23 protein-coding genes are annotated in these 23,429 nt (G+C 66.4%); 19 read left to right on the top strand and 4 right to left on the bottom strand.

Annotation, left to right across the window (positions count from 1 at the left end; translation table 11 throughout):
• Position 1 precedes the first annotated feature (1 nt).
• From DL891_RS00170 to rbfA, 12 genes are all read left to right on the top strand, one after another.
• Complete coding sequence (locus DL891_RS00170) at positions 2-682, top strand: TetR/AcrR family transcriptional regulator (RefSeq protein ID WP_111718775.1); 681 nt, start codon at positions 2-4, stop codon at positions 680-682.
• Positions 679-1,425 carry a 3-hydroxybutyrate dehydrogenase gene (locus DL891_RS00165; RefSeq protein ID WP_111718315.1) on the top strand — a complete coding sequence of 249 codons (747 nt, stop codon included), beginning with the start codon at positions 679-681 and terminating at the stop codon, positions 1,423-1,425. Before DL891_RS00170 ends, DL891_RS00165 begins: the two co-directional genes overlap by 4 nt.
• The gene (locus DL891_RS00160; protein ID WP_232818920.1) at positions 1,422-2,330 is read left to right on the top strand and encodes an alpha/beta fold hydrolase; all 909 of its coding nucleotides are present in this window, start codon (positions 1,422-1,424) and stop codon (positions 2,328-2,330) included. Before DL891_RS00165 ends, DL891_RS00160 begins: the two co-directional genes overlap by 4 nt.
• The gene (locus tag DL891_RS00155; RefSeq protein WP_111718311.1) at positions 2,327-3,100 is read left to right on the top strand and encodes a CoA transferase subunit A; all 774 of its coding nucleotides are present in this window, start codon (positions 2,327-2,329) and stop codon (positions 3,098-3,100) included. Before DL891_RS00160 ends, DL891_RS00155 begins: the two co-directional genes overlap by 4 nt.
• 2 nt (positions 3,101-3,102) lie before the next feature.
• Entirely contained in the window at positions 3,103-3,810 is a 708-nt protein-coding gene (locus DL891_RS00150; RefSeq protein ID WP_198668708.1) for a 3-oxoacid CoA-transferase subunit B, read from the top strand.
• A 118-nt stretch (positions 3,811-3,928) separates the two neighbouring features.
• On the top strand, positions 3,929-4,987 hold the full coding sequence (locus DL891_RS00145; RefSeq protein ID WP_111718309.1) for an alpha/beta fold hydrolase: 1,059 nt from the start codon (positions 3,929-3,931) through the stop codon (positions 4,985-4,987).
• A gap of 65 nt (positions 4,988-5,052) precedes the next feature.
• Positions 5,053-6,336: a M18 family aminopeptidase gene (locus DL891_RS00140; protein WP_111718307.1), complete on the top strand. Its 1,284-nt coding sequence runs from the start codon at positions 5,053-5,055 to the stop codon at positions 6,334-6,336.
• A 105-nt stretch (positions 6,337-6,441) separates the two neighbouring features.
• The gene (locus DL891_RS00135) at positions 6,442-8,205 is read left to right on the top strand and encodes a proline--tRNA ligase (protein WP_111718305.1); all 1,764 of its coding nucleotides are present in this window, start codon (positions 6,442-6,444) and stop codon (positions 8,203-8,205) included.
• 219 nt (positions 8,206-8,424) lie between these two features.
• The gene (nusA, locus tag DL891_RS00130; RefSeq protein WP_111718303.1) at positions 8,425-9,429 is read left to right on the top strand and encodes a transcription termination factor NusA; all 1,005 of its coding nucleotides are present in this window, start codon (positions 8,425-8,427) and stop codon (positions 9,427-9,429) included.
• A 75-nt stretch (positions 9,430-9,504) separates the two neighbouring features.
• The gene (locus DL891_RS00125; RefSeq protein ID WP_111718301.1) at positions 9,505-9,792 is read left to right on the top strand and encodes a YlxR family protein; all 288 of its coding nucleotides are present in this window, start codon (positions 9,505-9,507) and stop codon (positions 9,790-9,792) included.
• A gap of 68 nt (positions 9,793-9,860) precedes the next feature.
• Positions 9,861-12,713 (top strand): translation initiation factor IF-2, encoded by a 2,853-nt coding sequence (gene infB, locus DL891_RS00120; RefSeq protein WP_111718299.1) that lies wholly within the window; start codon positions 9,861-9,863, stop codon positions 12,711-12,713.
• A 134-nt stretch (positions 12,714-12,847) separates the two neighbouring features.
• Entirely contained in the window at positions 12,848-13,282 is a 435-nt protein-coding gene (gene rbfA, locus DL891_RS00115) for a 30S ribosome-binding factor RbfA (RefSeq protein WP_111718297.1), read from the top strand.
• A gap of 67 nt (positions 13,283-13,349) precedes the next feature.
• Here rbfA and DL891_RS00110 read toward each other — a convergent pair whose 3' ends face one another.
• Positions 13,350-14,264 (bottom strand): A/G-specific adenine glycosylase, encoded by a 915-nt coding sequence (locus DL891_RS00110; protein ID WP_111718295.1) that lies wholly within the window; start codon positions 14,262-14,264, stop codon positions 13,350-13,352.
• Positions 14,265-14,314: 50 nt separating this feature from the next.
• Here DL891_RS00110 and DL891_RS00105 point away from each other — a divergent pair, with 50 nt between their 5' ends.
• The gene (locus DL891_RS00105) at positions 14,315-14,992 is read left to right on the top strand and encodes a uridine kinase (protein WP_111718293.1); all 678 of its coding nucleotides are present in this window, start codon (positions 14,315-14,317) and stop codon (positions 14,990-14,992) included.
• Between the two features lie 5 nt (positions 14,993-14,997).
• On the opposite strand, the gene DL891_RS00100 is transcribed toward DL891_RS00105, so the two are convergent.
• Positions 14,998-16,008: a ketopantoate reductase family protein gene (locus DL891_RS00100; RefSeq protein WP_111718291.1), complete on the bottom strand. Its 1,011-nt coding sequence runs from the start codon at positions 16,006-16,008 to the stop codon at positions 14,998-15,000.
• Positions 16,009-16,067: 59 nt separating this feature from the next.
• On the opposite strand from DL891_RS00100, the gene truB reads away from it, so the two are divergent.
• The 4 genes from truB (at position 16,068) to DL891_RS00080 (ending at position 18,925) form a co-directional block, all read left to right on the top strand.
• Positions 16,068-17,045 (top strand): tRNA pseudouridine(55) synthase TruB, encoded by a 978-nt coding sequence (truB, locus tag DL891_RS00095; protein ID WP_111718289.1) that lies wholly within the window; start codon positions 16,068-16,070, stop codon positions 17,043-17,045.
• Entirely contained in the window at positions 17,045-17,413 is a 369-nt protein-coding gene (locus tag DL891_RS00090; protein WP_111718287.1) for a hypothetical protein, read from the top strand. Before truB ends, DL891_RS00090 begins: the two co-directional genes overlap by 1 nt.
• 70 nt (positions 17,414-17,483) lie before the next feature.
• Positions 17,484-17,996, top strand: coding sequence for a hypothetical protein (locus tag DL891_RS00085; RefSeq protein WP_232818919.1), 513 nt, complete (start codon positions 17,484-17,486; stop codon positions 17,994-17,996).
• A complete protein-coding gene (locus DL891_RS00080; RefSeq protein ID WP_111718285.1) occupies positions 17,996-18,925 on the top strand; it encodes a bifunctional riboflavin kinase/FAD synthetase in 930 nt (309 codons plus the stop codon). The genes DL891_RS00085 and DL891_RS00080 overlap by 1 nt, the downstream gene beginning before the upstream one ends.
• Before the next feature lie 81 nt (positions 18,926-19,006).
• Here the strand turns inward: DL891_RS00080 and DL891_RS00075 are convergent, their stop codons facing one another.
• The gene (locus DL891_RS00075) at positions 19,007-19,642 is read right to left on the bottom strand and encodes a maleylpyruvate isomerase family mycothiol-dependent enzyme (protein WP_111718283.1); all 636 of its coding nucleotides are present in this window, start codon (positions 19,640-19,642) and stop codon (positions 19,007-19,009) included.
• A gap of 196 nt (positions 19,643-19,838) precedes the next feature.
• Between DL891_RS00075 and DL891_RS00070 the strand changes: the two genes are divergently transcribed.
• Together DL891_RS00070 and DL891_RS00065 are read left to right on the top strand one after the other, a co-directional pair.
• Positions 19,839-21,095: an MFS transporter gene (locus DL891_RS00070; protein ID WP_111718281.1), complete on the top strand. Its 1,257-nt coding sequence runs from the start codon at positions 19,839-19,841 to the stop codon at positions 21,093-21,095.
• A gap of 30 nt (positions 21,096-21,125) precedes the next feature.
• Positions 21,126-22,463 (top strand): CynX/NimT family MFS transporter, encoded by a 1,338-nt coding sequence (locus tag DL891_RS00065; RefSeq protein WP_232818918.1) that lies wholly within the window; start codon positions 21,126-21,128, stop codon positions 22,461-22,463.
• 11 nt (positions 22,464-22,474) lie between these two features.
• Here the strand turns inward: DL891_RS00065 and DL891_RS00060 are convergent, their stop codons facing one another.
• Entirely contained in the window at positions 22,475-23,419 is a 945-nt protein-coding gene (locus DL891_RS00060) for an ROK family protein (protein ID WP_111718279.1), read from the bottom strand.
• Between the last annotated feature and the right edge of the window lie 10 nt (positions 23,420-23,429).

Here is a 23,429-nt window from a genome sequence, read left to right as displayed (position 1 = left end):
GATTTCACCACCCCGCACCGCCCGCGGTGTCGCCACGAGAAGGCGACTGCTCGAGGCGGCCGAGCGCGTCTTTGCGAAGTACGGCTACGCCGAGGCATCCGTCTCGCGGATCACCGAGGCCGCGGGCATCGGCCAGGGAACGTTCTACCTCTACTTCGCGACCAAACTCGACATCTTCAACGAACTGGTCGAAGACCTGAACCACCGGGTGCGCAAGGCGATGAGCGCTGCCAGCGCCGAGACCACCAACCGGATTGAATCGGAGCGGGCCGGATTCCGGGCGTTCTTCACCTTCACCGCGGAACACCCGGCCCTGTACCGGGTGATCAGGGAAGCCGAGTTCGTGTCGCCCGGGGCGCTCCGGCTGCACTACACCCGCATCGTCGAGGGCTACATCCAGGGCCTCACCGAGGCGGGTGAGGCGGGCGAGATCAGCGACATCGACCCGACCGTGGCCGCGTGGGCACTGATGGGCATCGGCGAAATGATCGGCATGCGCTGGGTGCTCTGGGGCGACGGCGACCAGGGCGCGGATGCCGACCCCACGGCGAGTGGCACGAACCAGGTTCCCGAGCACGTCTTCGACGAGATGATGCGATTCATCGAGGGAGCATTGCGGGCGCCGGCCGACAGTGTGGCCAACCCCGGCGCAACCACCCCCAGCGAAAGGGCGAAACCATGACCGATCTGACCGGCCGCACAGCACTGATCACCGGCGGCGCCAGCGGGATCGGCGCCGCCTGCGCCCGCGCATTCGCCGCGGCGGGTGCACGGGTGACGATCGCGGACCTGAACGGCGAGGCGGCGGCCGAGGTTGCCGCCGAGCTGGATGGAGACTCGTGGGCTGTCGACCTCTCTGACACGGTCGCACTTCGCGACGTGAGCCTCGACTGCGACATCCTTGTCAACAACGCCGGCCTGCAGCACGTGGCCCCGATAGAAGACTTCGACCCGGAGCGGTTCGCCCTCATGCTCCGGGTGATGCTGGAGGCTCCGTTCCTGCTGATCCGTGCTGCGCTGCCGCACATGTATGAGCAGGGCTTCGGCCGGGTGCTCAACCTGTCCAGCGTGCACGGGTTGCGGGCATCCCAGTACAAGAGCGCCTACGTGGCGGCCAAGCACGGCTTGGAGGGCCTGTCGAAGGTGACGGCGCTCGAAGGCGGAGCGCACGGGGTGACCAGCAACTGCATCAATCCGACCTATGTGCGCACGCCATTGGTCGAGGCGCAACTGCCGGGGCAGGCGAAACTGCACGGCATCCGCGAAGACCAGGTGGTGACCGACGTGATGCTGGCCGAGTCGGCGATCAAACGGTTGGTCGAACCCTCAGAGGTCGCGAGCCTCGCGCTCTGGCTGGCCGGACCAGACGCCGGCATGGTCACCGGCGCGAGCCACACCATGGATGGGGGCTGGAGCGCCCGATGAACGACTACGAAACATTTCGGGTGCCGGTCGCCGGCGGCGAGTTGGCCGGGGGAGTCTGGAATCCCACTGCACCCGGCCCCGTCGTTCTCGCCATTCATGGCATCACGGCCTCGCACTACAGCTGGCCGTTCCTGGCCAGGGCCCTGCCGACCACCCGCATCATTGCGCCCGACCTGCGCGGCCGAGCCCGCAGCAACGGGTTGCCCGGGCCGTACGGTTTGAAACGGCACGCCGACGATATGGCGGCGCTGCTCGACGCCTTCGCGGTCGACGATGCTGTCGTCGTCGGCCATTCCATGGGGGCATTCGTTTCGGTGCGCCTGGCGGAGAGGCATCCGGCCAGGGTGCGCTCGCTGGTACTGGTCGACGGGGGGCTTCCGATTCCCCGGCCCGCGAATGCAGACCCGGCGGCCATGCTCGGGCCGGCCGCAGACCGGCTGACCCAGACCTTCGCGAGCCGGGCCGAGTACGCCCGGTTCTGGCGCCGGCACCCAGCGTTCGCCGACCAGTGGTCACCGGAGTTCGAGGCCTACGTCGACTACGACCTCGACGAGACCGACTCGGGATTCATCCCGTCGACGCAGGTGGCCGCGGTTGCCGAAGACGTGTTGCAACTTGACGGCAGCGCCGGCTACGCCGAGGCTCTCGCTGCGGTGGCTGTACCGATCGAATTTCTGCGGGCACCGCGCGGATTGATGAACGAGCCGGCGGCACTCTACGCGGCCAGGACAGCCTCCGAGTGGGACGAGCTCCCCTCACGTCGCGTGCTCGAGGTGCCGGATGTGAACCATTACACGATCATCATGTCGAAGGAGGGAGCGCGATTCGTCGCCACCGTTCTTCGGGCCCACGTGCAGGCCGATGAACACGGTGGCAAGACAGACGACTTGGAGGGCAGGCGATGACGTTCTCAAAGGTTGTGGATTCGGCCGAAGAAGCAGTGGCCGATATTCCAGACGGTGCCTCGATCGCGGTCGGCGGCTTCGGGCTGTGCGGCAATCCGATGGCGGTCATCGAGGCGTTGCTCGCGAGGCGGGTCTCAGACCTTGCGATCGTGAGCAACAACTGCGGTGTGGACGATTGGGGTCTCGGGCTGCTGCTCGCCGAGGGGCTGATCACGAAGATGACGTCATCATACGTCGGCGAGAACAAGGAGTTCGCGAGGCGGTACCTGACTGGTGAACTCGACCTCGAGCTCACCCCCCAGGGCACCCTCGCCGAGAAACTGCGCGCCGGCGGCAGCGGAATCGCCGCGTTCTACACCCAGACCGGAGTCGGCACCCAGGTGGCCGACGGCGGGTTGCCGGTGCGCTACGCCGCCGACGGCAGTATCGTACTCGCGTCGACGGCGAAGCCCACCGCCTGTTTCCCGGTGCGCGGCGTCGACCGTGACTTCGTGCTGGAAGAGGCGATCACCACCGACTTCTCAGTGGTGCACGCCGCCGTCGGTGACACGCACGGCAATCTGATCTTCAACAAGACGGCCCGCAACTTTTCGCCCTTGGCGGCGATGGCGGGCCGGGTGTGTATCGCGCAGGTGGAGGAACTGGTGCCAGCGGGCAGCCTGGATCCCGACCGGGTGCACCTGCCCGGCGTCTACGTCGACCGTGTTGTCCTGGTCGGGAGCGACATCGAGAAACGTATTGAAAAGCTGACCGTGACCGAGGAGGCCTGACCATGGCTCTGACCAGGAACGAGATGGCCGCCCGGGCGGCGCTCGAGTTGACCAACGGCTCCTACGTGAACCTCGGAATCGGACTTCCGACACTCGTGCCCAACTATGTGCCCAACGACGTGACCGTGATCCTGCAGTCCGAGAACGGCATCCTCGGGGTCGGGCCCTATCCTGCGCGCACGGCAGTCGATCCCGACCTCATCAATGCGGGCAAGGAGACGGTCACCGTCCTGGACGGAGCGTCGTACTTTGACTCGGCGATGAGTTTCGGGATGATCAGGGGAGGCAAGATCGACGCGGCCATCCTCGGCGGGATGCAGGTGTCCGAAGGCGGTGACCTCGCCAACTGGATGATCCCCGGCACGATGGTCAAGGGCCCCGGCGGTGCGATGGACCTCGTGCACGGCGCCGGCCGGGTGATCGTGCTGATGGAGCACGTCGCTCGTGACGGGTCGGCGAAGATCGTCTCCGAGTGCACCCTGCCGTTGACCGGGCGTGGTGTGGTCGATCGCATCATCACCGACCTCGCGGTGATCGATGTGACACCGGATGGTCTCGTGCTGGTCGAGTGCGCTCCCGGTGTCGCCGCTGATGAGATCGTGGCAGCGACGGGCGCACCCCTGACGATTGCCGAAGGCGTCTCTGGGACAGAGGCCGCAACAGACACCGCGACAGGCACCGCGAGAGACGCGGCGACGCTGCGGTCCTGAGCGCGATCCTGAAATGACCTGGAACGTGACCGAACCACTGCTCAGCACGCAATAATGATCGAAGAGTGAGGGTGCGCCGCGGTCGCGGCCACCGGCCACCGGCGTCAGGGAGGACACCATGAACACCCCAACAATTCTCGATGGTATCGAGCAGCGCACCGTCACCACCGCGCGCCTGACGGCGAACGTACTCGAGCGGCCCACCTCCGACGCATCGAGCACCGTCGTGTTCATCCACGGCAACGTGTCGAGTTCGTTGTTCTGGCAACCGGTGATGCTCGAGATGCCCGCGTCCGTGCGCGCGCTCGCGATCGACCTGCGCGGGTTCGGCGGCAGCTCCACCCTCCCGGTGGACGCCACCCGCGGACTCGGAGACTTCTCCGACGACGTGGTGTCGGTGCTCGAGACTCTGGAGATCGACCGCGCGCAGGTGGTCGGCTGGAGCATGGGTGGCGGTGTGGCGATGCAACTGTTGTTGGAGCATCCTCAATTCGTTTCGGGCCTCACGCTGGTGGCCCCGGTCTCTCCCTACGGGTTCGGCGGCACGGCCGCGGACGGACGGATGCTCACCCCGGATGGTGCGGGCACCGGCGGCGGAGGGGCGAACCCCGACTTCATCGCGCGGCTCGCGGCCGGCGACCTGACATCTGATGAACAGACATCGCCCCGCTCGGTGTACCGCAGCAGCTATGTCGCCGACGGGTTCGTCTCGAAGCACGAAGACCTGTGGGTGCAGTCGATGCTGACCACTGCCACCGGCGACGACAACTATCCCGGAACCTCCTCGGCATCGGAGAACTGGCCCGGGTTCGCGCCGGGCACCCGCGGGGTGCTGAACACCATGGCCCCGCAGTATTTCAATGTCACCGGGATCGTCGACCTCGCGGACAAGCCGCCCATCCTGTGGATCCACGGCGAGAACGACGCGATCGTGTCCGACGCGTCGGCCTTCGACCTCAACTTTCTTGGGTCGCTGGGCGTCATCCCCGGCTGGCCGGGCGCGGAGGCGGCACCGCCGCAGCAGATGATCGCGCAGACGCGCCGGGTGCTGGAGTCCTACCGGGCCGCCGGGGGTAGAACGAACGAATTGCTGCTGAATGATTGCGGGCACTCTCCGCACCTGGAGCACCCAGCAGCGTTCGTCGACGCACTGACGGAGCAGCTCGCCCGCAGTTGACCCAGTGCACACGCCGTGACTCCGCACGAACCCGCGCCGGGGGATTCGATGGTTGGATTGACTGCATGGATGCCACAACCTCACACATCAATGATTTCGCCGGATTCATCTCCGCCTCGCCGTCGTCGTATCACGCGGCAGCGGAGGTGGCCCGGCGCCTGGCTGACGCCGGGTTCAGTGCACTCAACGAAAGCGACCCGTGGCCTGACACTGCAGGCCGCCACTATGTGGTGCGTGACGGCGCCGTCATCGCCTGGCTCCAGCCGGAGTCGGCCCAGGCGACCACTGCGTTTCGAATCCTCGGTGCCCATACCGACTCGCCGGGCTTCAAACTGAAGCCGAAACCCACCACCGGCGCCCACGGCTGGTTGCAGGCCGGGGTCGAGGTGTACGGCGGCCCGCTCGCGAACTCGTGGCTCGACCGCGAACTCGAACTCGCTGGGCGCCTGGTCACCAGGGACGGCTCCGAGCATCTGGTGCGCACCGGGCCCATCCTGCGTATTCCGCAACTGGCGATCCACCTCGACCGTGAGGTGAACAACGGGCTCACCCTCGACCGGCAGAAACACCTGAACCCGGTGTTCGGCGTCGGTGATGTACAGGACGCCGACATCGTCGGCCACCTGGCATCCCTGGTGGGCCTGGCCGGCGACGACGTCGCCGGCTACGACATGCTCACCGTCGACACCCAGACACCCGCACGGTTCGGGCTGAACGGCGACCTGTTCGCGGCCGGCCGGATGGACAACCTCAGTGCCGTGCACGCCGGTCTCGTCGCCCTGCTGGCTGCAGCCGATAGTTCGCACGAGAGCGCCGGCCAGATCAGCGTGTTGGCCGCGTTCGACCACGAGGAACTCGGCTCCGAGTCGCGGTCAGGTGCCAGTGGCCCCTTCCTCGCCGACGTGCTCACCCGGATCGGTGACGGCCTCGGGGCGAGCGGCTCTGAACGCATACAGGCACTGGCCGCATCCTGGTGCGTCTCGGCCGATGCCGGACACGCGGTGCATCCGAACTATGCGGAACGTCACGACCCCGCGAACCATCCGATCCTGGGCGGTGGGCCACTGCTGAAGATCAACGCCAACCAGCGATACGCCACGGATGCCCACGGTGCCGCCCTCTGGGCCAGGTGCTCGGCCGAAGCCGGCGTCACGTATCAGGAGTTCGTCTCGAACAACACGGTGCCCTGCGGGTCGACGATCGGCCCACTGACGGCCACGAGACTCGGAATCCGCACCGTCGATGTGGGGGTGCCGCTGCTGTCCATGCATTCGGCGCGCGAGCTCTGCCATGTCGACGATCCGCGTGCGCTGTCCGCCGCGATCTCCGCCTTCTTCGCTGGTGCCTGACCAGCCCCTCCTCGTGAGAGTGCGCAATACGTCCTTCCTGAACGCTGCGAAGGACCGAATGCGCACTCTCACGGCGCCGGACCGGCGGGAGCTAAGGTAGATCTCGTGCTCACTCGCCTCTCACACCTGTTTGTCCGTACTCTCCGCGACGACCCCGCCGATGCCGAGGTGGCCAGCCACCGCCTGCTGGTTCGGGCCGGCTACATCCGTCGCCAGGCGCCGGGAGTGTTCGCGTGGCTGCCGCTCGGGCTCAAGGTCAAGAGACGGATCGAGCAGATCGTACGCGAGGAGATGACCCGCGCGGGCGCGCAGGAGGTGCACTTTCCGGCACTGCTGCCGAGGGACCCGTACGAACAGACCGGCCGCTGGACCGAATACGGCGACGACCTGTTCCGCCTCAAGGACCGCAAAGGTGCCGATTATCTGCTCGCGCCCACCCATGAAGAGGTCTTCACGCTTTTGGTGAAAGACCTTTACTCCAGCTACAAGGACCTGCCGCTCACGATCTACCAGATCCAGGACAAGTACCGCGACGAACTGCGTCCTCGAGCTGGGCTGTTGCGTGGCCGCGAGTTCACGATGAAAGACGCCTACTCGTTCGACTACACCGACGCGGGCCTCGACGCGAGCTACCAGGCCCAGCGTGACGCCTATGAACGCATCTTCGCGAGGCTCGGGCTGGATTATGTGATCGTCAAGGCGGATGCCGGGGCGATGGGAGGTTCGAAGAGCGAGGAGTTCCTGCATCCCACCCCGGTTGGCGAGGACACCTTCGTGCGCTCCGCAGGCGGCTACGCGGCCAACATCGAGGCCTACGTCACCCCGATTCCCGACGAGTTGCCGGTCGACGGAATGCCGGAGGCCACTGTCGTCGACTCACCGAATACTCCGACGATCGAGACCCTGGTCGCCCTGCTGAACGCGGAGCACCCCCGTGACGACAGTCGCCCGTGGGCCGCTGCAGACACGCTGAAGAACGTGGTGCTCGCGCTGCAACATCTCGATGGTACCCGTGAGCTGATTGTGATCGGTCTGCCGGGCGACCGCGAGGTCGATCTCAAACGTGTTGAGGTCGCATTCGCTCCCGCTGCCGTCGAAGCTGCGAGTGAAGACGACTTCACGCGGCAGGAATGGCTGGTCAAAGGGTATATCGGGCCATGGACAGCGGCCGGGCCGGTGTTGGGTGAGGACTCGGCGACGGGCATCCGATACTTCGTGGACCCCCGCGTTGTCACCGGCACTGCCTGGGTGACCGGGGCCAACGAAGACCAGAAACACGTGCTCCAGCTGGTGGCTGGCCGTGATTTCACAGCCGATGCAATCGTTGACGTCTCCGATGTGCGAACAGGGGACCCCGCGCCCGATGGCTCCGGCCCGATCGAGACCGCACGGGGGATGGAGATCGGACATGTCTTCGCCCTCGGCCGCAAGTATGCGGAGTCGCTCGGACTCAAGGTTCTGGACGAGAGGGGAAAACTCGTCACCGTCACCATGGGCTCATACGGCATCGGGGTGACCCGCATCATGGCGGTGATCGCCGAGGCCAACAACGATGCCAAGGGGCTGATCTGGCCGGCCGAGGTGGCACCGTTCGACGTGCACGTGATCGCCACCGGCAAAGACGACGCCGTGTTCGAGGCGGCGCAGCGGGTCTCCGATGAGCTGGATGCAGCGGGCCGCGACGTGCTCTACGACGACAGATTCAAGGTATCGCCCGGTGTGAAATTCGGCGACGCCGAACTGATTGGCGTGCCCACGATCGTGATCGTCGGGCGCGGAGTGGCCGACGGGGTGGTCGAGCTCTGGGATCGCCGCACCGGCGACCGGGAGCAGGTTGCCCTGACAGATATCGCCGCCCGGCTCACCTGACCGGCCGCAGCCGCCCACTCTCGCGGCAGCACCCGGGGTCTCCAGTCCGGCACCGGGAAACGCACAGACAGTGGCGGCGGATTCGGGTAACTTAGTAGTGGTCGATCGCGCGGGGCACCCCCTGCGGCTGCGGCCGACTCGATCGGGGCCACGTCATTGTTCTTCCCGTTGGCCCGGGGTCGAGTATTTTTGAATCTATCTGAATAAAGGAGGCCGGCCGTGGATATCGACCTCAGCGTGCTGCGACTGCTCGAGCGCGAACGTGAGATTCCCTTTGAGGAATTGGTGGGGATCATCGAATCCGCCATCCTGACCGCGTACCTGAAACACACCGGTCATCTGGAGCACAAGGCGGATGCCGACGAAGCGCCTCATGCGCGTGTGCACCTCGACCGCAAGACCGGCCACGTGCAGGTGTTCGTTCCCGAGCACGATGAAAACGGTGAGGTGATCGGCGAGGCCGAGACCAGTCCGAGCGACTTCGGCCGCGTGGCCGCGTTTGCAGCCAAGCAGGTGATCAACCAGCGTCTGCGAGACCTGGCCGATGACGCCGTGTTCGGCGAGTTCCGTGGGCGTGAGGGCGACATCGTCGCGGGCGTGATCCAACAGGGCCCGAACCCGCGGATGATCCACGTCGACCTCGGAACCGTGGAAGGCATCCTGCCCCCGGAGGAACAGGTCCCGGGCGAGGATTACACGCACGGCAGTCGGATCCGGGTGTATGTGACCGCGGTCACCAAGGGGCTGAAGGGGCCGTCGATCACGGTCAGCCGCACGCATCCGTCGCTCGTTCGCAAACTCTTCGCGCTGGAGGTCCCAGAGATCGCCAGTGGAGTGGTGGAGATCGTCTCGCTCGCCCGTGAGGCCGGGCATCGCACCAAGATAGCGGTTCGGGCCACCGAACCGGGCGTCAATGCGAAGGGAGCCTGCATCGGTGAAATGGGGCAGCGTGTGCGCGCCGTGACTGCTGAACTGAACAACGAGAAGATCGACATCGTCGACTATTCGGCAGACCTGGCCACGTTCGTCGCCAGCGCATTGTCGCCCGCCAAGGTGACCAGTGCGTTCGTGATCGACGAGTCGATGAAAGCGGTGCGCGCGCTCGTTCCCGATTACCAGCTCTCGCTGGCGATCGGCAAGGAGGGGCAGAACGCACGCCTTGCCGCGAAGCTGACGGGCGCGAAGATCGACATCCAGCCCGACAGTATTCTTGACGAGGACTGATCCCAGCCATCCTCACTGGGCCGGACCGCCTGCACAGACCCACCAGGTTCGGTATCGAAGCGCAAGGGGCGTAGTATGGATCCCGTCAGAACGTGCGTCGGTTGCCGCACGCGTGCCGACAAGCCCTCACTCGTGAGGGTTGTCGCCCAGGATTTCGAGCTGGTGGTCGATGAGACCGCCACGAAACCCGGGCGAGGTGCGTGGGTGCATCCGAACCGTGGATGTTTTGTTCGGGCGATTGACCGTCGGGCCTTCGGCCGGGCGCTCAAACGGCTCGATGCGGTCCCGGGCACGAGTATGGCGCGCTTTCTGACCACGTTGGATTCCCACCCCGGGGCATCCGATCAAACAAGAACAGGCTGAATGGCGAAGTGAACACACCATGAGCGACAACTAATGAACGGCTCGAAATGAGTCCCGTTGATTGACTAATGGTCTGCCCCTGTCCGGGCGCAGGCCCAGACAGGAGAATTGTGGCTGCAAAACCACGCGTACACGAGATCGCCAAAGAACTCGGTGTCGACAGTAAGACCGCGATGGCGAAACTCGAAGAAATGGGTGAGTTCGTCAAGGGGCCCTCATCCAGTGTTGAGCCGCCCGTCGCCCGCCGCCTGAAGGCGGCCCTGGAAGCAGATGGCGCAAAAGCCGCTGCGGCCGAAGAGAAGAAGCCCGCCAAGGCGAAGCCCGCCGCGGACACCCCGGCCCCCAAGGCGCCAGTGGCTGAAGCCGCGGCCACCGCCGATGAGGCCGTCAATGTTCCGGTGCCTGCCAAACCGATGAGCGTTGCAGACCGCCAGGCAGCGGCGCAGGCGGCCGAGAAGGCCGCAGCCGAGGCGGCTGCCGCTGAAAAGGCTGCTGCTGAGAAGGCTGCTGCTGACACGGTCACTGCCGAGAAGTCGACAGACGAGAAGGCCACGCCGGATGCACCGGCCGCCGATGCCGGCCCGACCCCGGGGGCCACACCCTCAGCCCCCGCCGCGGCCACCCCGACACCGCGCCCGGGCAACAACCCGTTCGCGTCAAACCAGGGCATGGGCCAGCGCCCGGCTGGAATCCCGCGTCCGGGCAACAACCCGTTCGCCAGCGCCCAGGGCATGGGCCGGCCGACGCCGAGCAGCATCCCCCGCCCCAGCATTCCCCGCCCAGGCGCGCCCCGACCCGGTGGCCCGGGTCAGGGTGCCCGTCCCGGTGGGTTCGGACAGCGTGCCGGTGGTGCCCGTCCGGCTGGTGCCGGCGCAGCGCCGCGCGCAGGGGCAGGCGCCCCGGGCGCCCCGTTCCGCGCACCGGGCAGCACGTTCGGCCCCAACCGTCCAGCGGGCGGAGGCGGCCGTGGTCGCGGACCGGGCGGTGGCACAGCAGGTGCATTCGGACGCGGCGGCTCCAAGAGCCGTTCGCGCAAGTCGAAGCGCACGAAGAGGCAGGAATTCGAGCTGCGCGAAGCTCCGTCGCTGGGCGGCGTGAGCGTTCCCCGCGGCGACGGAAACACGGTTGTTCGGATGCGCCGCGGTGCTTCGATCACCGACTTCGCAGACAAGATCGACGCGAGCCCCGGCAACCTCGTCACGGTGCTGTTTCACCTCGGTGAAATGGCAACCGCAACCGAGTCGCTCGATGAGGCGACCTTCGCGGTACTCGGTGACGAGCTGGGCTACAAGATCCAGATGGTCTCGCCAGAGGACGAAGACCGCGAGCTGCTCGAAGCCTTCGATATCGACCTCGATGCCGAACTGGCAGAAGAGAGCGACGAAGACCTCGAGATGCGCCCGCCGGTTGTCACGGTCATGGGCCACGTCGACCACGGTAAAACCCGTCTGCTCGACGCCATCCGTAAGACGAACGTGGGCGGCGGTGAGGCGGGCGGCATCACCCAGCACATCGGTGCCTACCAGGTGCAGGCCGACCATGAGGGAACCCCGCGCACCCTGACCTTCATCGACACCCCGGGCCACGAGGCGTTCACCGCCATGCGCGCCCGTGGCGCCCAGGTCACCGACATCGCGGTACTCGTGGTGGCGGCCGACGACGGCATCATGCCGCAGACGGTGGAGGCGTTGAACCACGCCCAGGCCGCGGGTGTACCGATCGTCGTCGCAGTGAACAAGATCGACAAGGAGGGTGCCAACCCCGCCAAGGTGCGTCAACAGCTCACCGAGTTCGGCCTGATCGCTGAGGAATACGGCGGCGACACCATGTTCATGGATGTGTCGGCGTTGAACAACGTCGGCATCACCGAGCTGCTCGACGCGGTGATCCTGACCGCGGATGCCGCCCTCGACCTGCGCGCCAATCCCAACAAAGATGCCCGTGGCGTCGCGATCGAGGCGAAGCTCGACAAGGGTCGCGGCGCGGTGGCCACCGTGCTCATCCAGTCGGGAACCCTCGAGATCGGCGACGCCATCGTTGCCGGAACCGCCTACGGCCGTGTGCGCGCCATGTTCGACGAGAACGGCGACACGGTCGAGTTCGCGACACCGTCGCGCCCGGTCCAGGTGCTGGGACTCACCAGCGTTCCGAAGGCAGGCGACACCTTCCTCGTCACCGAGGATGACCGCACCGCCCGCCAGATCGCCGAGAAGCGCGAGGCCGCGGAGCGGAACGCCCTGCTGGCCCGCACCCGCAAGCGCATCAGCCTCGAGGACTTCACGAAGGCGCTCGAAGAGGGCAAGGTCGAGTCGCTCAACCTCATCATCAAGGGTGACGTCTCCGGTGCCGTCGAGGCGCTGGAGGAGTCGCTGCTCAAGATCGAGGTCGACGATTCGGTGCAGTTGCGCATCATCCACCGCGGTGTCGGTGGCGTTACCGAGTCGGACGTCAACCTGGCGACCATCGACAATGCCATCATCATCGGCTTCAACGTGCGCCCCGACCCGAAGGCTCGTGCCCATGCCGCCCGCGAAGGCGTGGACATCCGGTTCTACTCGGTCATCTACGCCGCGCTCGAAGACGTGGAGAACTCCCTCAAGGGAATGCTCAAGCCCGAGTTCGAAGAGGTGCAGTCGGGTGTCGCCGAGATCCGCGAGATCTTCCGTTCCTCCAAGGTCGGAAACATCGCCGGTGTCATCGTGCGCTCGGGCACCATCACCAGGAACGCGAAGGCTCGCGTCATCCGCGACGGCGTCGTGGTGGGGGACAACCTCGCGATCGACTCGCTGCGCAGGTTCAAGGATGACGTTACCGAGGTCAAGACCGACTACGAGTGTGGTATCGGCCTCGGCAAGTTCAACGACATCCAGATCGGTGACGAGATCGAGACCATCGAATTGAAAGAAAAAGTACGCGTCTAGTTGATCGTGGCGTTTCGGATGCGGGTATCCGGATGGGCACAGACGGGGCATCTGCCCCGCAGTGCCTCTCCGGATACCCCGTCTGACGCAGGATCGACGGAACGCCCAGTGAGAAGAAGGTTGAGGAGTTGACCATGGCTGATCCGGCACGCGCCAGAAAGCTGGCCGATCGCATCAAGGTGATCATCGCCAAGCGGCTGGAGAAGGGTCTTCGTGACCCGAGGCTCGGCTTTGTGACGATCACCGACGTCAAGGTGACCGGCGACCTGCAGCACGCCTCCGTCTTCTTCACGGTGTACGGCACCGAGGAGGAGCGTGCAGATTCGGCGGCCGCCCTGAAATCGGCGACCGGCCTGCTGCGCACGGAGGTGGGCAAGAACATCACCTCCAGGCTCACCCCGACGCTGGAGTTCATCCTCGACGCGATCCCCGAGACTGCAGCGCACCTGGAGGAACTGCTCGAGAAGGCACGCAACCAGGACTCCGCGGTGGAACAGCTGGCCACCGGTGCCAGCTATGCGGGCGACGCCGACCCCTATGTGAAGCCGCGCGAGGCCGACGTCGAGTAGTCGGCATCGGTGGGGTGAGGGGCGCCAGAGCGCGGTTCCTGATGGTGGAAGAGCCATTTGGAGGACCTCACGGCTGTGGTGCGTGATCATGCCCGGGCAGGGTGAAACGGCCGGGCGTCGGTTCGGCGGCCAGACCGTCGGCGAGAAGGCCCTTCAGCGCGCGTTCCAACTGGGCCGCATCCGGCCAGAGGGCGTCGATTGACTCGCGGCCTGTTGCTGCATGCTCCTCGCGAAGCAGCGCGAGAATCAAGCCGCGCACCTGCCGGTCGCTGCCCGCGTACTTCTTCTGGACAGCGCGGCGGGTGCCGGTGAACGCCGGGTAGCCCGCGCCCCGCCACGCGCAGTGCGCGCGGATGGGGCACACCTCGCACCGGGGGCTCGACGCGCGGCACACCACGGCGCCGAGCTCCATCATCGCAGCGTTGAACTCTGCGGCTTCGGCATCGGATTCCGGCAGCAGTGCGGTCATCGCCGTGAGATCTCGGATCGCCGACGGCGGCGACGGATGCTCGACCCCGGCGATCGCCCGAGCGATCACGCGGCGGATGTTGGTGTCGACAACCGGGTGCCGCTCGCCATAGGCGAAGACGGCGACCGCGCGGGCGGTGTAGTCGCCGACCCCCGGCAGCGCGAGCAGGTCATGCACATCGCGTGGCACCACGCCACCGTGCTGCTTTGTGATCGTGACCGCGGCGGCGTGCAACCACAGGGCGCGCCTCGGGTATCCGAGCGACTCCCACGCCCGCACTGCCTCGCCCGGCGACTCCCGGGCAAGATCGGCGGGGGTGGGCCAGCGTTCGAGCCACTGTTCGAGCCTCGGCACGACACGCACCACCGGGGTCTGCTGAAGCATGAACTCGCTGACCAGGGTTCCCCAGGCGGTGAAGCCTTGACGCCGCCAGGGGAGGTCGCGTTTGTTCTGGCGGTACCACGCACGCACGTCACTGGCCAGGTCACGCGCCGGAGGGGATTCAGCCGTCATGATGCCGGCACGGACGACTGGTGGTGACGTGAGCGGCCTAGGCTTGGGGTATGAACCTTGCACCCGGACCGCGGCGCGACCTCGTCAGGGCACTCGCCAGCGAGATCCTGCACAACTACGGTCACGGCCGCACCCTGATCGCCGTCGACGGTGCAGACGGCTCGGGCACGAAGCAGTTCGCCGACGATCTTGCCGAACTGTTCCGCTTCTTCGGGCATGCGGCCTTCCGTGCGTCGATCAACGACTTCTACCGGACCTGGAGCGAGCGAGACGGTCACGGCCGCGACACCGGCGCCAGTTACTATCACGACACGATCGACTATTCGTTGTTGCGCCGCGTGCTCATCGACCCCTACCGAATGGGCGGCAGCACGGGTTTCGTCACCGCCGGATTCGATCGGATGAGCAACACCGGCTTCGAACCCACCTGGGAGTCCGGCCCGCCGGACGCGGTCCTCATCGTCGACGGTGTCTTCCTGAACCGACCGGAGATGCGCGGGCTCTGGCACTATTCGTTGCTTCTGCAGGTTCCCGACGAGGTCGCCTTCGCCCGTCTCGACGCAGCCTCTCCCGGGGATGGCTCCGCTCCCGCCGCCGTCAGCAATGCTGCCCTGCGCGAAGCACAGGAACTGTACGTCGCCGAGTCGTCGCCGGAGGCGGCGGCGATGGCGCTGATCGACAACTCCGACCCCAGACATCCGCGGCGCGTCTTCGCCGACACTTGCTGAGGTCGTCATTCGCGGTTGGAATCCCTGGGCACGGCAGCGAGCACCTCGGCGGGGGTGAGGAACGCTCCGTCACGCTCGACCCGGTGCACGAGAGCGACAAAGGCGGCGTTGACCGGGGCGGGCACTCCGGCCGCCTCGGCGGCATCGACGACGGCGCCGTTCAGGTAGTCGATCTCGGTCGACCGGCCGCGGCGGATGCTTTGCAGGGTCGATCCCTGGTTGGGCACTGTGCCCATCCGGCGCGCCATGAGCCAAGGCAGCGCCTGCCCCACCCAGACCGGCACGGCAGCGAACACCCGAAGCAACCCGTTGTCGAGCGGCTTCAGGGTTCCGAACGTCACACCTGAGGCAAAGCCAACCCTGGCCGCTTCACGCATGCTGAGGGTGATCAGACGTCGGAGCCTGCGGTCGGCGATGGTTTCCTGCGCACTCATCCCGGTGATGGCGGGCATCGCATTGACCTGGTTGACGATCAGCTTCGTCCACTGGGTGCCGACGAAGTTGTCCGTGGCCACCGTCGGCATCGCGGTGTTCAGGGTTCTGGCGACGTGGCGCACGGATTCAGTCACCGCACCACCGCCCACACCGACGTAGCTGGGGCCGGGAGCCGTGACCGTTATGGTTCCCGGGGCCAGGAATTGGGCGGCATAGAGCGCCAGCAGGCCGATGCACTCGGAGCCGGGCAGCAGGCGGCTCGCCTCGTCGACGCCGACCAAGCCGTTCTGCGCGATCACCACCGGAATGCCGGTGAGCATCTGTTGGTTCGCCCGGATCGCCTCCGGGGCGTCCTGCGCCTTGGTGCAGATGAACGCGATGTCGGGTTGCCGGCTGAGGGTTTCGCCGGCGAGCGGCCTGGCCACATGGTCGCCCCACGCGCCGGCAAGCGTCAGGCCGCGCTCGCGGATGGCGGCCAGGTGCTCTCCTCGCGCCGTGACCTCGACCTGGCACCCCGCACGGTCAAGGAGCGCAGCGATCGTACCCCCGACGGCACCGGTACCGATGACCCCTATTCGCATGCACCCAGCCTAGGCGGTGCTCGTCCGCGTCTGCCCATCGCACTGATACCATCGCACTGATGACAGCGAGCACTGACGGACCGGCTGAAACCGGTGCAACCGACCGGGCCGGGCGCGGTGCCGGCCGCACGAGCGGGATCCTTCTCGTCGACAAGCCGGGCGGCTGGACCAGCCACGACGTCGTCGCGAAGACCCGCCGGTTGGCCGAGACCCGTAAGGTCGGGCACGCTGGCACGCTCGACCCGATGGCGACCGGTCTTCTGGTGCTCGGGGTCGGCTCCTCGACCAGGCTGCTCACCTACCTGGTCGGCGCCGACAAGGAGTACACGGCCACCATCCGGCTGGGTGCCGCCACCACCACCGACGATGCCGAAGGCGAATTCCTGGATCCGGAACCAGACCAGGGCACCCCGCTGGTGACCCGCGATGCGATCGATGAGGCGATGCACGCGCTCACCGGGCAGATCGAGCAGGTGCCCAGTTCGGTCAGTGCCATCAAGGTCGACGGCAAACGGGCGTACGCACGGGTACGTTCTGGCGAGGACGTGCAACTGCACGCCCGGCCCGTGACCGTGCATACCTTCGAACTGCTCGGCGAGCCCCGTATCGAAGATGACGAGTCCGGCACCCTGTGGCTTGATCTCGACGTGCGGGTGGTCTGCTCGAGCGGCACCTATATTCGGGCACTGGCTCGCGACCTGGGCCGGGCACTTCAGATCGGCGGGCACCTGACCGCGTTGCGGCGCATTCGAGTGGGTCCCTTTCACATCGATGACGCACACGAGGTGGAGGCCCCGGATGTTCCGGGCCGACTGATCGAGCCGGCAGACGCCGCCGGGCGGCTATTTCCGGTCGTTCAGCTCACCGAATCCGAATCGATCGACCTCGGCCACGGCAAGCGACTCAGCCGTCCCGACCTGGCCGGTCTCACCCCGCCGATCGCCGCTGTGTCGCCGTCGGGGCGCCTCGTCGGTCTGGTCCAACTGCGTGGCGAAAGTGCCAGGTCACTGATCAATTTTCCGGAGGATGAGAGCTGATGATCGCCTGGTTCCTGATCGCGCAGATCGCGATCGCCACGGCGGCCGGTGTGCTCTGTGTGATCCTCGGTCTCATGGGCCGCAAACCGACCGACCTCACCATGGGCGCCACCGCGCTGGTCTGGCTCCTTCTGCTCGCCCAACTGGTGGTGTCTGTTCTGGCGCCGGTGTTCGGAAATCGGGCGACCGGGAGCCTGCTTGAGTTCTACGTCTATCTCATCTCGGCTGTTCTCCTGCCGGTGGGGACGGGCTTCTGGGCGCTGATCGAGCGCACCCGGTGGTCGACCGTGATTCTGGGTGCCGCCTGCCTGTCGGTGGCGATCATGCTGTACCGGATGGGGCAGATCTGGTTTGTACAGGGGGCATGAACAGTCCGCTGTTCCCCACCCGGGACCGGGTGGATCGTGATCCCGGCCTGCTCTGCGATAATCGAAGGCGATGATTGAAGTCTTGCGCCCCCGAGCCGTTTCGCGAAGTCGACCCCGAGTCCGAGGAATCGGCCGAGTTCTGATCGCCGTCTACGGGGTGCTCGCCCTGGCCGCGACCGGACGCTCGTTCGTGCAGATCGTGGGCAAGTTCGACCAGGCGCCACTGGCGTACCTGCTGTCGGCGCTCGCCGCCGTGGTCTACATCGTCGCCACGATCGCGCTCACCCAGCCGGGGCGGATCTGGCACACGGTGGCCTGGGCGACCATCTCGTTCGAGATGCTCGGCGTGTTGGTGGTCGGAACGCTCAGCCTTCTCGACCCTGGACTCTTCCCGCATGACACGGTGTGGAGCATGTTCGGGCGCGGATACCTGTTCATCCCACTGGTGATCCCGGTGCTGGGAATGATCTGGCTGTCCCGTAATCCGCCGGAAGGCCCTGAATCGAACCACACTGAGCCGACTCACACTGAGCCGACCCATACGGCGCCGACTCCCACTGCGCCGACTCACGGGGACGCCTGATGGAACTGTTCCGGGGAATCACCCAGGTGCCCACCGACCTCGGCGGCACTGCCGTCACCATCGGCAAGTTCGACGGGGTGCACGCCGGTCACCGCGAGGTCATCAATCAGCTCGAACAGGTGGCTGCCGGTCGGGGACTGCTGTCGGCCGTGGTGACCTTCGACCGCCACCCGCTGTCATTGTTCGCCCCGGAGAGCTGCCCCGAAGCCCTGGTCGGGCTGGAACAGAAATTGGAGCTGCTCGCCTCAACCGGCGTCGACGTCACCCTGTTGATGGAGTTCACCCGTGAATTCGCCGCGCTCAGCCCCGAACAGTTCGTCGAAGAGATTCTCGTCGACTGCCTGCACGCGGGGGCGGTTCTGGTGGGCCACGACTTCCGCTTCGGAGCCAAGGGGGCGGGCGACGTGGACGTGTTGCGCACCCTGGGGGAAACCCACGGTTTCGAGGTGCACGTCATCGACGATGTCACCCCGACCGACGGTCGCCGGGTGTCGTCGACGTGGATCCGCTCGCTCATGGCCGACGGTGACGTTGCCGGTGCCGGGGCACTGCTCGAACACACCCCGTGTGTGCGCGGGATGGTCGTGCACGGGGCCAAAAGGGGCCGGGCTCTGGGGTTTCCGACAGCGAACCTCTCCGCCGACCTCGACGGGTTGATTCCGGCCGACGGCGTCTATGCAGGCTGGCTGATCACGGGTGACCGTCGGTATCCGGCTGCGATCTCGGTTGGCAGCAACCCGACCTTCGCCGGTGTCGCCCCGCGCCAGGTCGAGGCCCATGTTCTCGACGAGACCCCGGACCTGTACGACCGGGTGGTCGACGTGTGCTTCGTCGAGCGCATCCGCCCGATGGTCGCCTTTGCCGGGATCGAGCCGTTGAAGCTGCAGATGCGCGACGACGTCGAGCGGGCACGCCACATTCTGAGCTGACGCCAAGTTGGGGCCCGAGACCGTGCGCGAATCGCGTGTGGTTCTCGTCTGCCTTTCGCGCTCAGCGAGTGATCATCCCGGCTATTCAGCCGGCCCGAATGTTCCGCCCGCTAGAGGCCTTCGTCCGCACAGGAACAGCACGATCGCCTCTGCCGTGCCCGGCCACTGGTCGCCCCTGCCGATGCGCCATCCGGCGTCGGTGGCCACCAGGGTTCGGTTCTTCAGAACCGAACGGACGTTCTTCGGCGAGAGTTTCATTCTGCTGCGCGCGACCGCCTCGGTCGAGCTCGGGTTGACACTGAGGTCGAATCCGAGCGCATTGGACATGTCGAAACCGTGCACGACGGCCTCCGCGAGTTCGCCGAAGTTCTTGCGGCCGCGCCCCGACCGATGGGCCTCGGCGCTGAGGCGTAAGTCGCGCACGAGGTCGCCGTAGCTGGCCTGTGCGGTAAGGATGCTTACGTCGTCGATGGCCTTCATCGGGTTGAGATGTTTGCCGAGATACGCCTTCGAACCGCTCGCCAACAGCTGACGCGTTGGTGTTCCCACCCGCCACACGATGTGACCGGCGACGTCCTTGATGCGCCAGCCGGCGTCGAGGCTCGGAGATTCCCATCGCTCCGGGGTGAGCGATCCGAGCATGTCGGCGATCAAGTCGAGGACGTCGCCGGTCGCGGTTCGCCAATCGTGGGCGGCGGAATCCGGATTGTGAGGCATGATCCCACCTTACGGCGCTCGCCGCGCGGCCCGGCATGTGAGCCGAAGTGCGTGGCGCACGGCCCGTGGCGGCGTTGGCGGGGATCGAGTCGTCGATCGTGTACAAGACTGACGATGTTGATTGGTTGGGCCTCGTCCTCGGCTGACCGCTCCGCGGTTGCCACCGGTCGATGATCGCCGTCGGTAGAATCGAGCAATGCCAGCCAACCGCACCCTGCCCCTGTGGGGCGGGCGAACCCTGGCGTTCATCGGCATCATAATGCTCGCCCTCAATCTGCGAGCGGCGGTCACGGCGCTGTCGCCGATTGTCAACCACATCACCAAAGACATCCCCCTGTCCAGCCTCGACCTGGGGATCATCGGCATGCTCCCGCCGGTGAGTTTCGCGATCTTCGGCATTCTCACGCCCCGCCTGACCCGGCGTGTCGGTCTCGAGACGAGCGTGGTCGTCGTCTGCGCAATCATGCTGGTCGGCCATCTGGTGCGCGCCTCGGCGCCCGGTGTCGGCATCCTGCTGGCAGGCAGTGTGGTCGCGTTCGCCGGCATGGGCGCCGGCAACGTGCTGCTGCCCCCACTGGTGAAACGCTATTTTCCCGACCGGATCGGCCTGCTCACCGCACTGTACGCGGCGGTTCTCTCGGTGAGCACATTCTTGCCGCCCCTTTTGGCGGCACCGATGGCCGCCCAGGCCGGCTGGCGGGTGTCACTCGGCAGTTGGGCTGTTCTCGCGCTGGTGGCCGCGTTGCCCTGGCTCGGAATCCTCGTGGGCAGACGATCGCAGACTGGGGCGAGCGGGCAGGGTCGCCGGCTCGTTGAAGTGCCGGATGCGACCGAGATCGGCCGCGTCTGGCATTCCCGGATTGCGTGGGCGCTCGGCGTGGTGTTCGCCATGTCGTCGCTGAACGCGTACGCCATGTTCGCCTGGATTCCACGCCTCATGATCGACCTGGCGCAGGTGGGCGTCGGCGAAGCGGGGCTGATGCTCTCGCTCTACTCGGCGATCGGCCTGCCCGCCGCCCTACTGATCCCGGTGCTGGCGGCACGCATGCAGAACGCCGCCATCCTGGTCTACGTCGGGGTCGGGTGCTGGTTTGCCGGGTATCTGGGGCTGCTCACCGTTCCAGTGCTCCTGCCGTGGCTCTGGGTCACCTTGATCGGGGCCGGACCGCTGCTGTTCCCGGTGGTGTTGGTCTTGATCAATACCCGCACTCGCACCCATGGCATGGCGGTGCAGCTGAGCGCGTTCGTGCAGAGCGTCGGCTACACCCTCGGCGCACTCGGACCGCTGTTGGTGGCCATGCTGCACGAGGTGACCGGCGGCTGGCAGGCGCCGATCTACCTGCTGCTGGTCTCGGCGGCGGTTGCCGGTGTCGCCGGGTTCTGGTTGACCAGGCCGATTCTTGTCGAAGATGAACTGGCCGCGCGGTCGAAGCGCTTGGCCCAGGAGGGCTGAGACCGGCGACGTGATCGATAGGATGACCAAATGTCCACGATGACCACTGACAAGCCGCTGCCCCTCTGGGCGGGCCGCACGATGGCGTTGCTGGGCATCGTGCTGGTGGCAGCCAACCTGCGCACAGCGGTCACCGCCGTCTCACCGATCACCGCACAGATCACGTCTGATGTGGCGATCGACACCATCGGCCTCGGCGTCATCGGAATGCTGCCGCCGATCTGTTTCGCCGTCTTCGGCCTGCTCACTCCGCGCGTGATCCGGAATCTCGGGCTGGAGAGCACCACAGTGATCGCTCTGGCGGCCATGATCATCGGCAACGGGCTGCGGGCGGCATCCGCAGACTATGCGCTGTTCCTCACCGGGAGTGTGCTCGCCTTCGCCGGTATGGGGATCGGCAACGTGCTGCTTCCGCCGCTGGTCAAGCGTTACTTTCCCGACCGCATCGGTGTGATGACCACCATCTATGCCACTGCTCTGGCGTTCAGCACGTTCGTGCCGCCACTTTTCGCCGGACCGGTTGCTGATGCCTCCGGTTGGCGGGTGTCGCTTGGGGTGTGGGGGGTCGTCGCCTTCATCGGCCTGCTTCCGTGGTTGTCGCTGCGCGTGAGAAGGCCGCGGGCAGAAGCCAGCGGAGCGCCCACCCCGGCGGCCGAGAGCGGTTCTCTCGAGGCGCCGCAGGCCGGTATCGGAGTCGATGAAGCGCCAGCCGCGCCGGCCATCACTTTGAGTGGCGCAGACGCACAGGTGTGGCGTTCTCCTGTGGCGTGGGCCCTGTTGACGATTTTCGCGGTCTCCGGCATCAGTGCGTACGCGATGTTCGCGTGGATGCCACGAATGCTGGTTGATATCGCCGGACTCACGCCCCTGGCCGCCGGCTCGATGCTCTCGCTCTACGGCCTGATGGTGCTGCCGCTCGGGTTGCTGGCGCCGGCGCTCGCCGCCCGGCTACAGAACGTCGGGATTCTGGTATATCTGAGCGTCGGATTCTTCGTTGTCGGCTACCTGGGTCTGCTGATGGTGCCGGCCACGGCCACCTGGCTGTGGGTGTCAATGGCGGGCCTCGGACAGATCACCTTCCCTTTGACGTTTGCACTGATCGGGTTGCGCACCCGAAGCCACGAAATGGCCGGTGTCCTGAGTGGATTCGTGCAGGGGGTCGGCTACGGCATTGCGGCGTTGGGGCCGCTCATGTTCAGTGTGCTGTCGCAGCTGACCGGTTCGTGGACACCGCCTCTGATCGTGCTCGTGGTCGTCTCGGTGCTGTCATTGGTCGCGGCGATCCCACTCCGAAGGCCCATCATGGTTGAAGACGACCTGGCGCGCTCGGTGGAACTCCGCCGCACGCCGGCATCGACGATCGGTTGACTATTTCTCTGTTAATCCGCGGCCAGCAGTGATGCCCGGTGTATCAGTGCGCCGGCGCCGACCAGGGGGCCGGTCCCGCTGAGTGCGGACGGCAGCACGCGCACCTTGCGCACGAAGGCGAAGTGATGATGAGAGATGGTCTCCCTGATCGTCTCGAACAGGTCGGGCGTGGATTGTGAGAATCCGCCACCGATCGCGACCATCTCCAGATCCAACAATGCTGTCGCCGTGCAGATCGCCTGACCGACCGCCTGGCCGGTGCGCTGGATTGCGCGGATCGCCACCTCGTCGCCGGCAGCATGGGCCGCCGCAAGGTCTTCGCCAGTGGTGCCGGTGAAACCCTGGCGTCTGGCCCAGGCGACGGTGTTCGGGCCCGAGGCGATCGCCTCCAAAGCGCCTGCATTTCCGAACGTGCTCTCGCCGGTCATCCCCGCCACCTCGACGTGACCGATGTGACCGGCATTTCCGGAGGTGCCGGTGACAACCCGGCCACCCACGATCAGGCCACCACCGATCCCGGTCGAGATGACCATGCCCATGACATTGTCGATGCCCCTGGCGGCACCCACCCAGTGTTCGGCCATCGTGATCGCGACCCCGTCCATCTGGAGTGTGACCGGGATGTCGAGGCCCCTGTCAGCCAGCGTGTCGACGACCGTCTGTCGCAGCGGATAATCACGCCATCCCGGTACGTTCAGCGGAGAGACCAGGCCCTTGGCCCGGTTGATGGGCCCCGCGGAACCGATCCCGGCACCCACGATCTGAGAACCAGCTGCTGACGCAATGGACTGCTGGATGATGGACACCACCCCGCGCGCCAAATGTTCGCTGGTGGCGTCTCGACCGGTCGGGGCGCGAAACCGCGACCCGGCAACCACCCGCCCCGAGTCGTCGATCAGTGCGGATTCCGCCTTCGTGCCGCCGAAGTCGAGGGCGAGCGCCAGTGATGTCACCACGTTGACAGAC

The organism is Homoserinimonas sp. OAct 916, from assembly GCF_003260275.1.
Lineage (GTDB): Bacteria > Actinomycetota > Actinomycetes > Actinomycetales > Microbacteriaceae > OACT-916.
The sequence above is the reverse complement of the archived record's forward strand: the minus strand, read 5'-3'. Positions and strand labels throughout refer to the sequence as shown.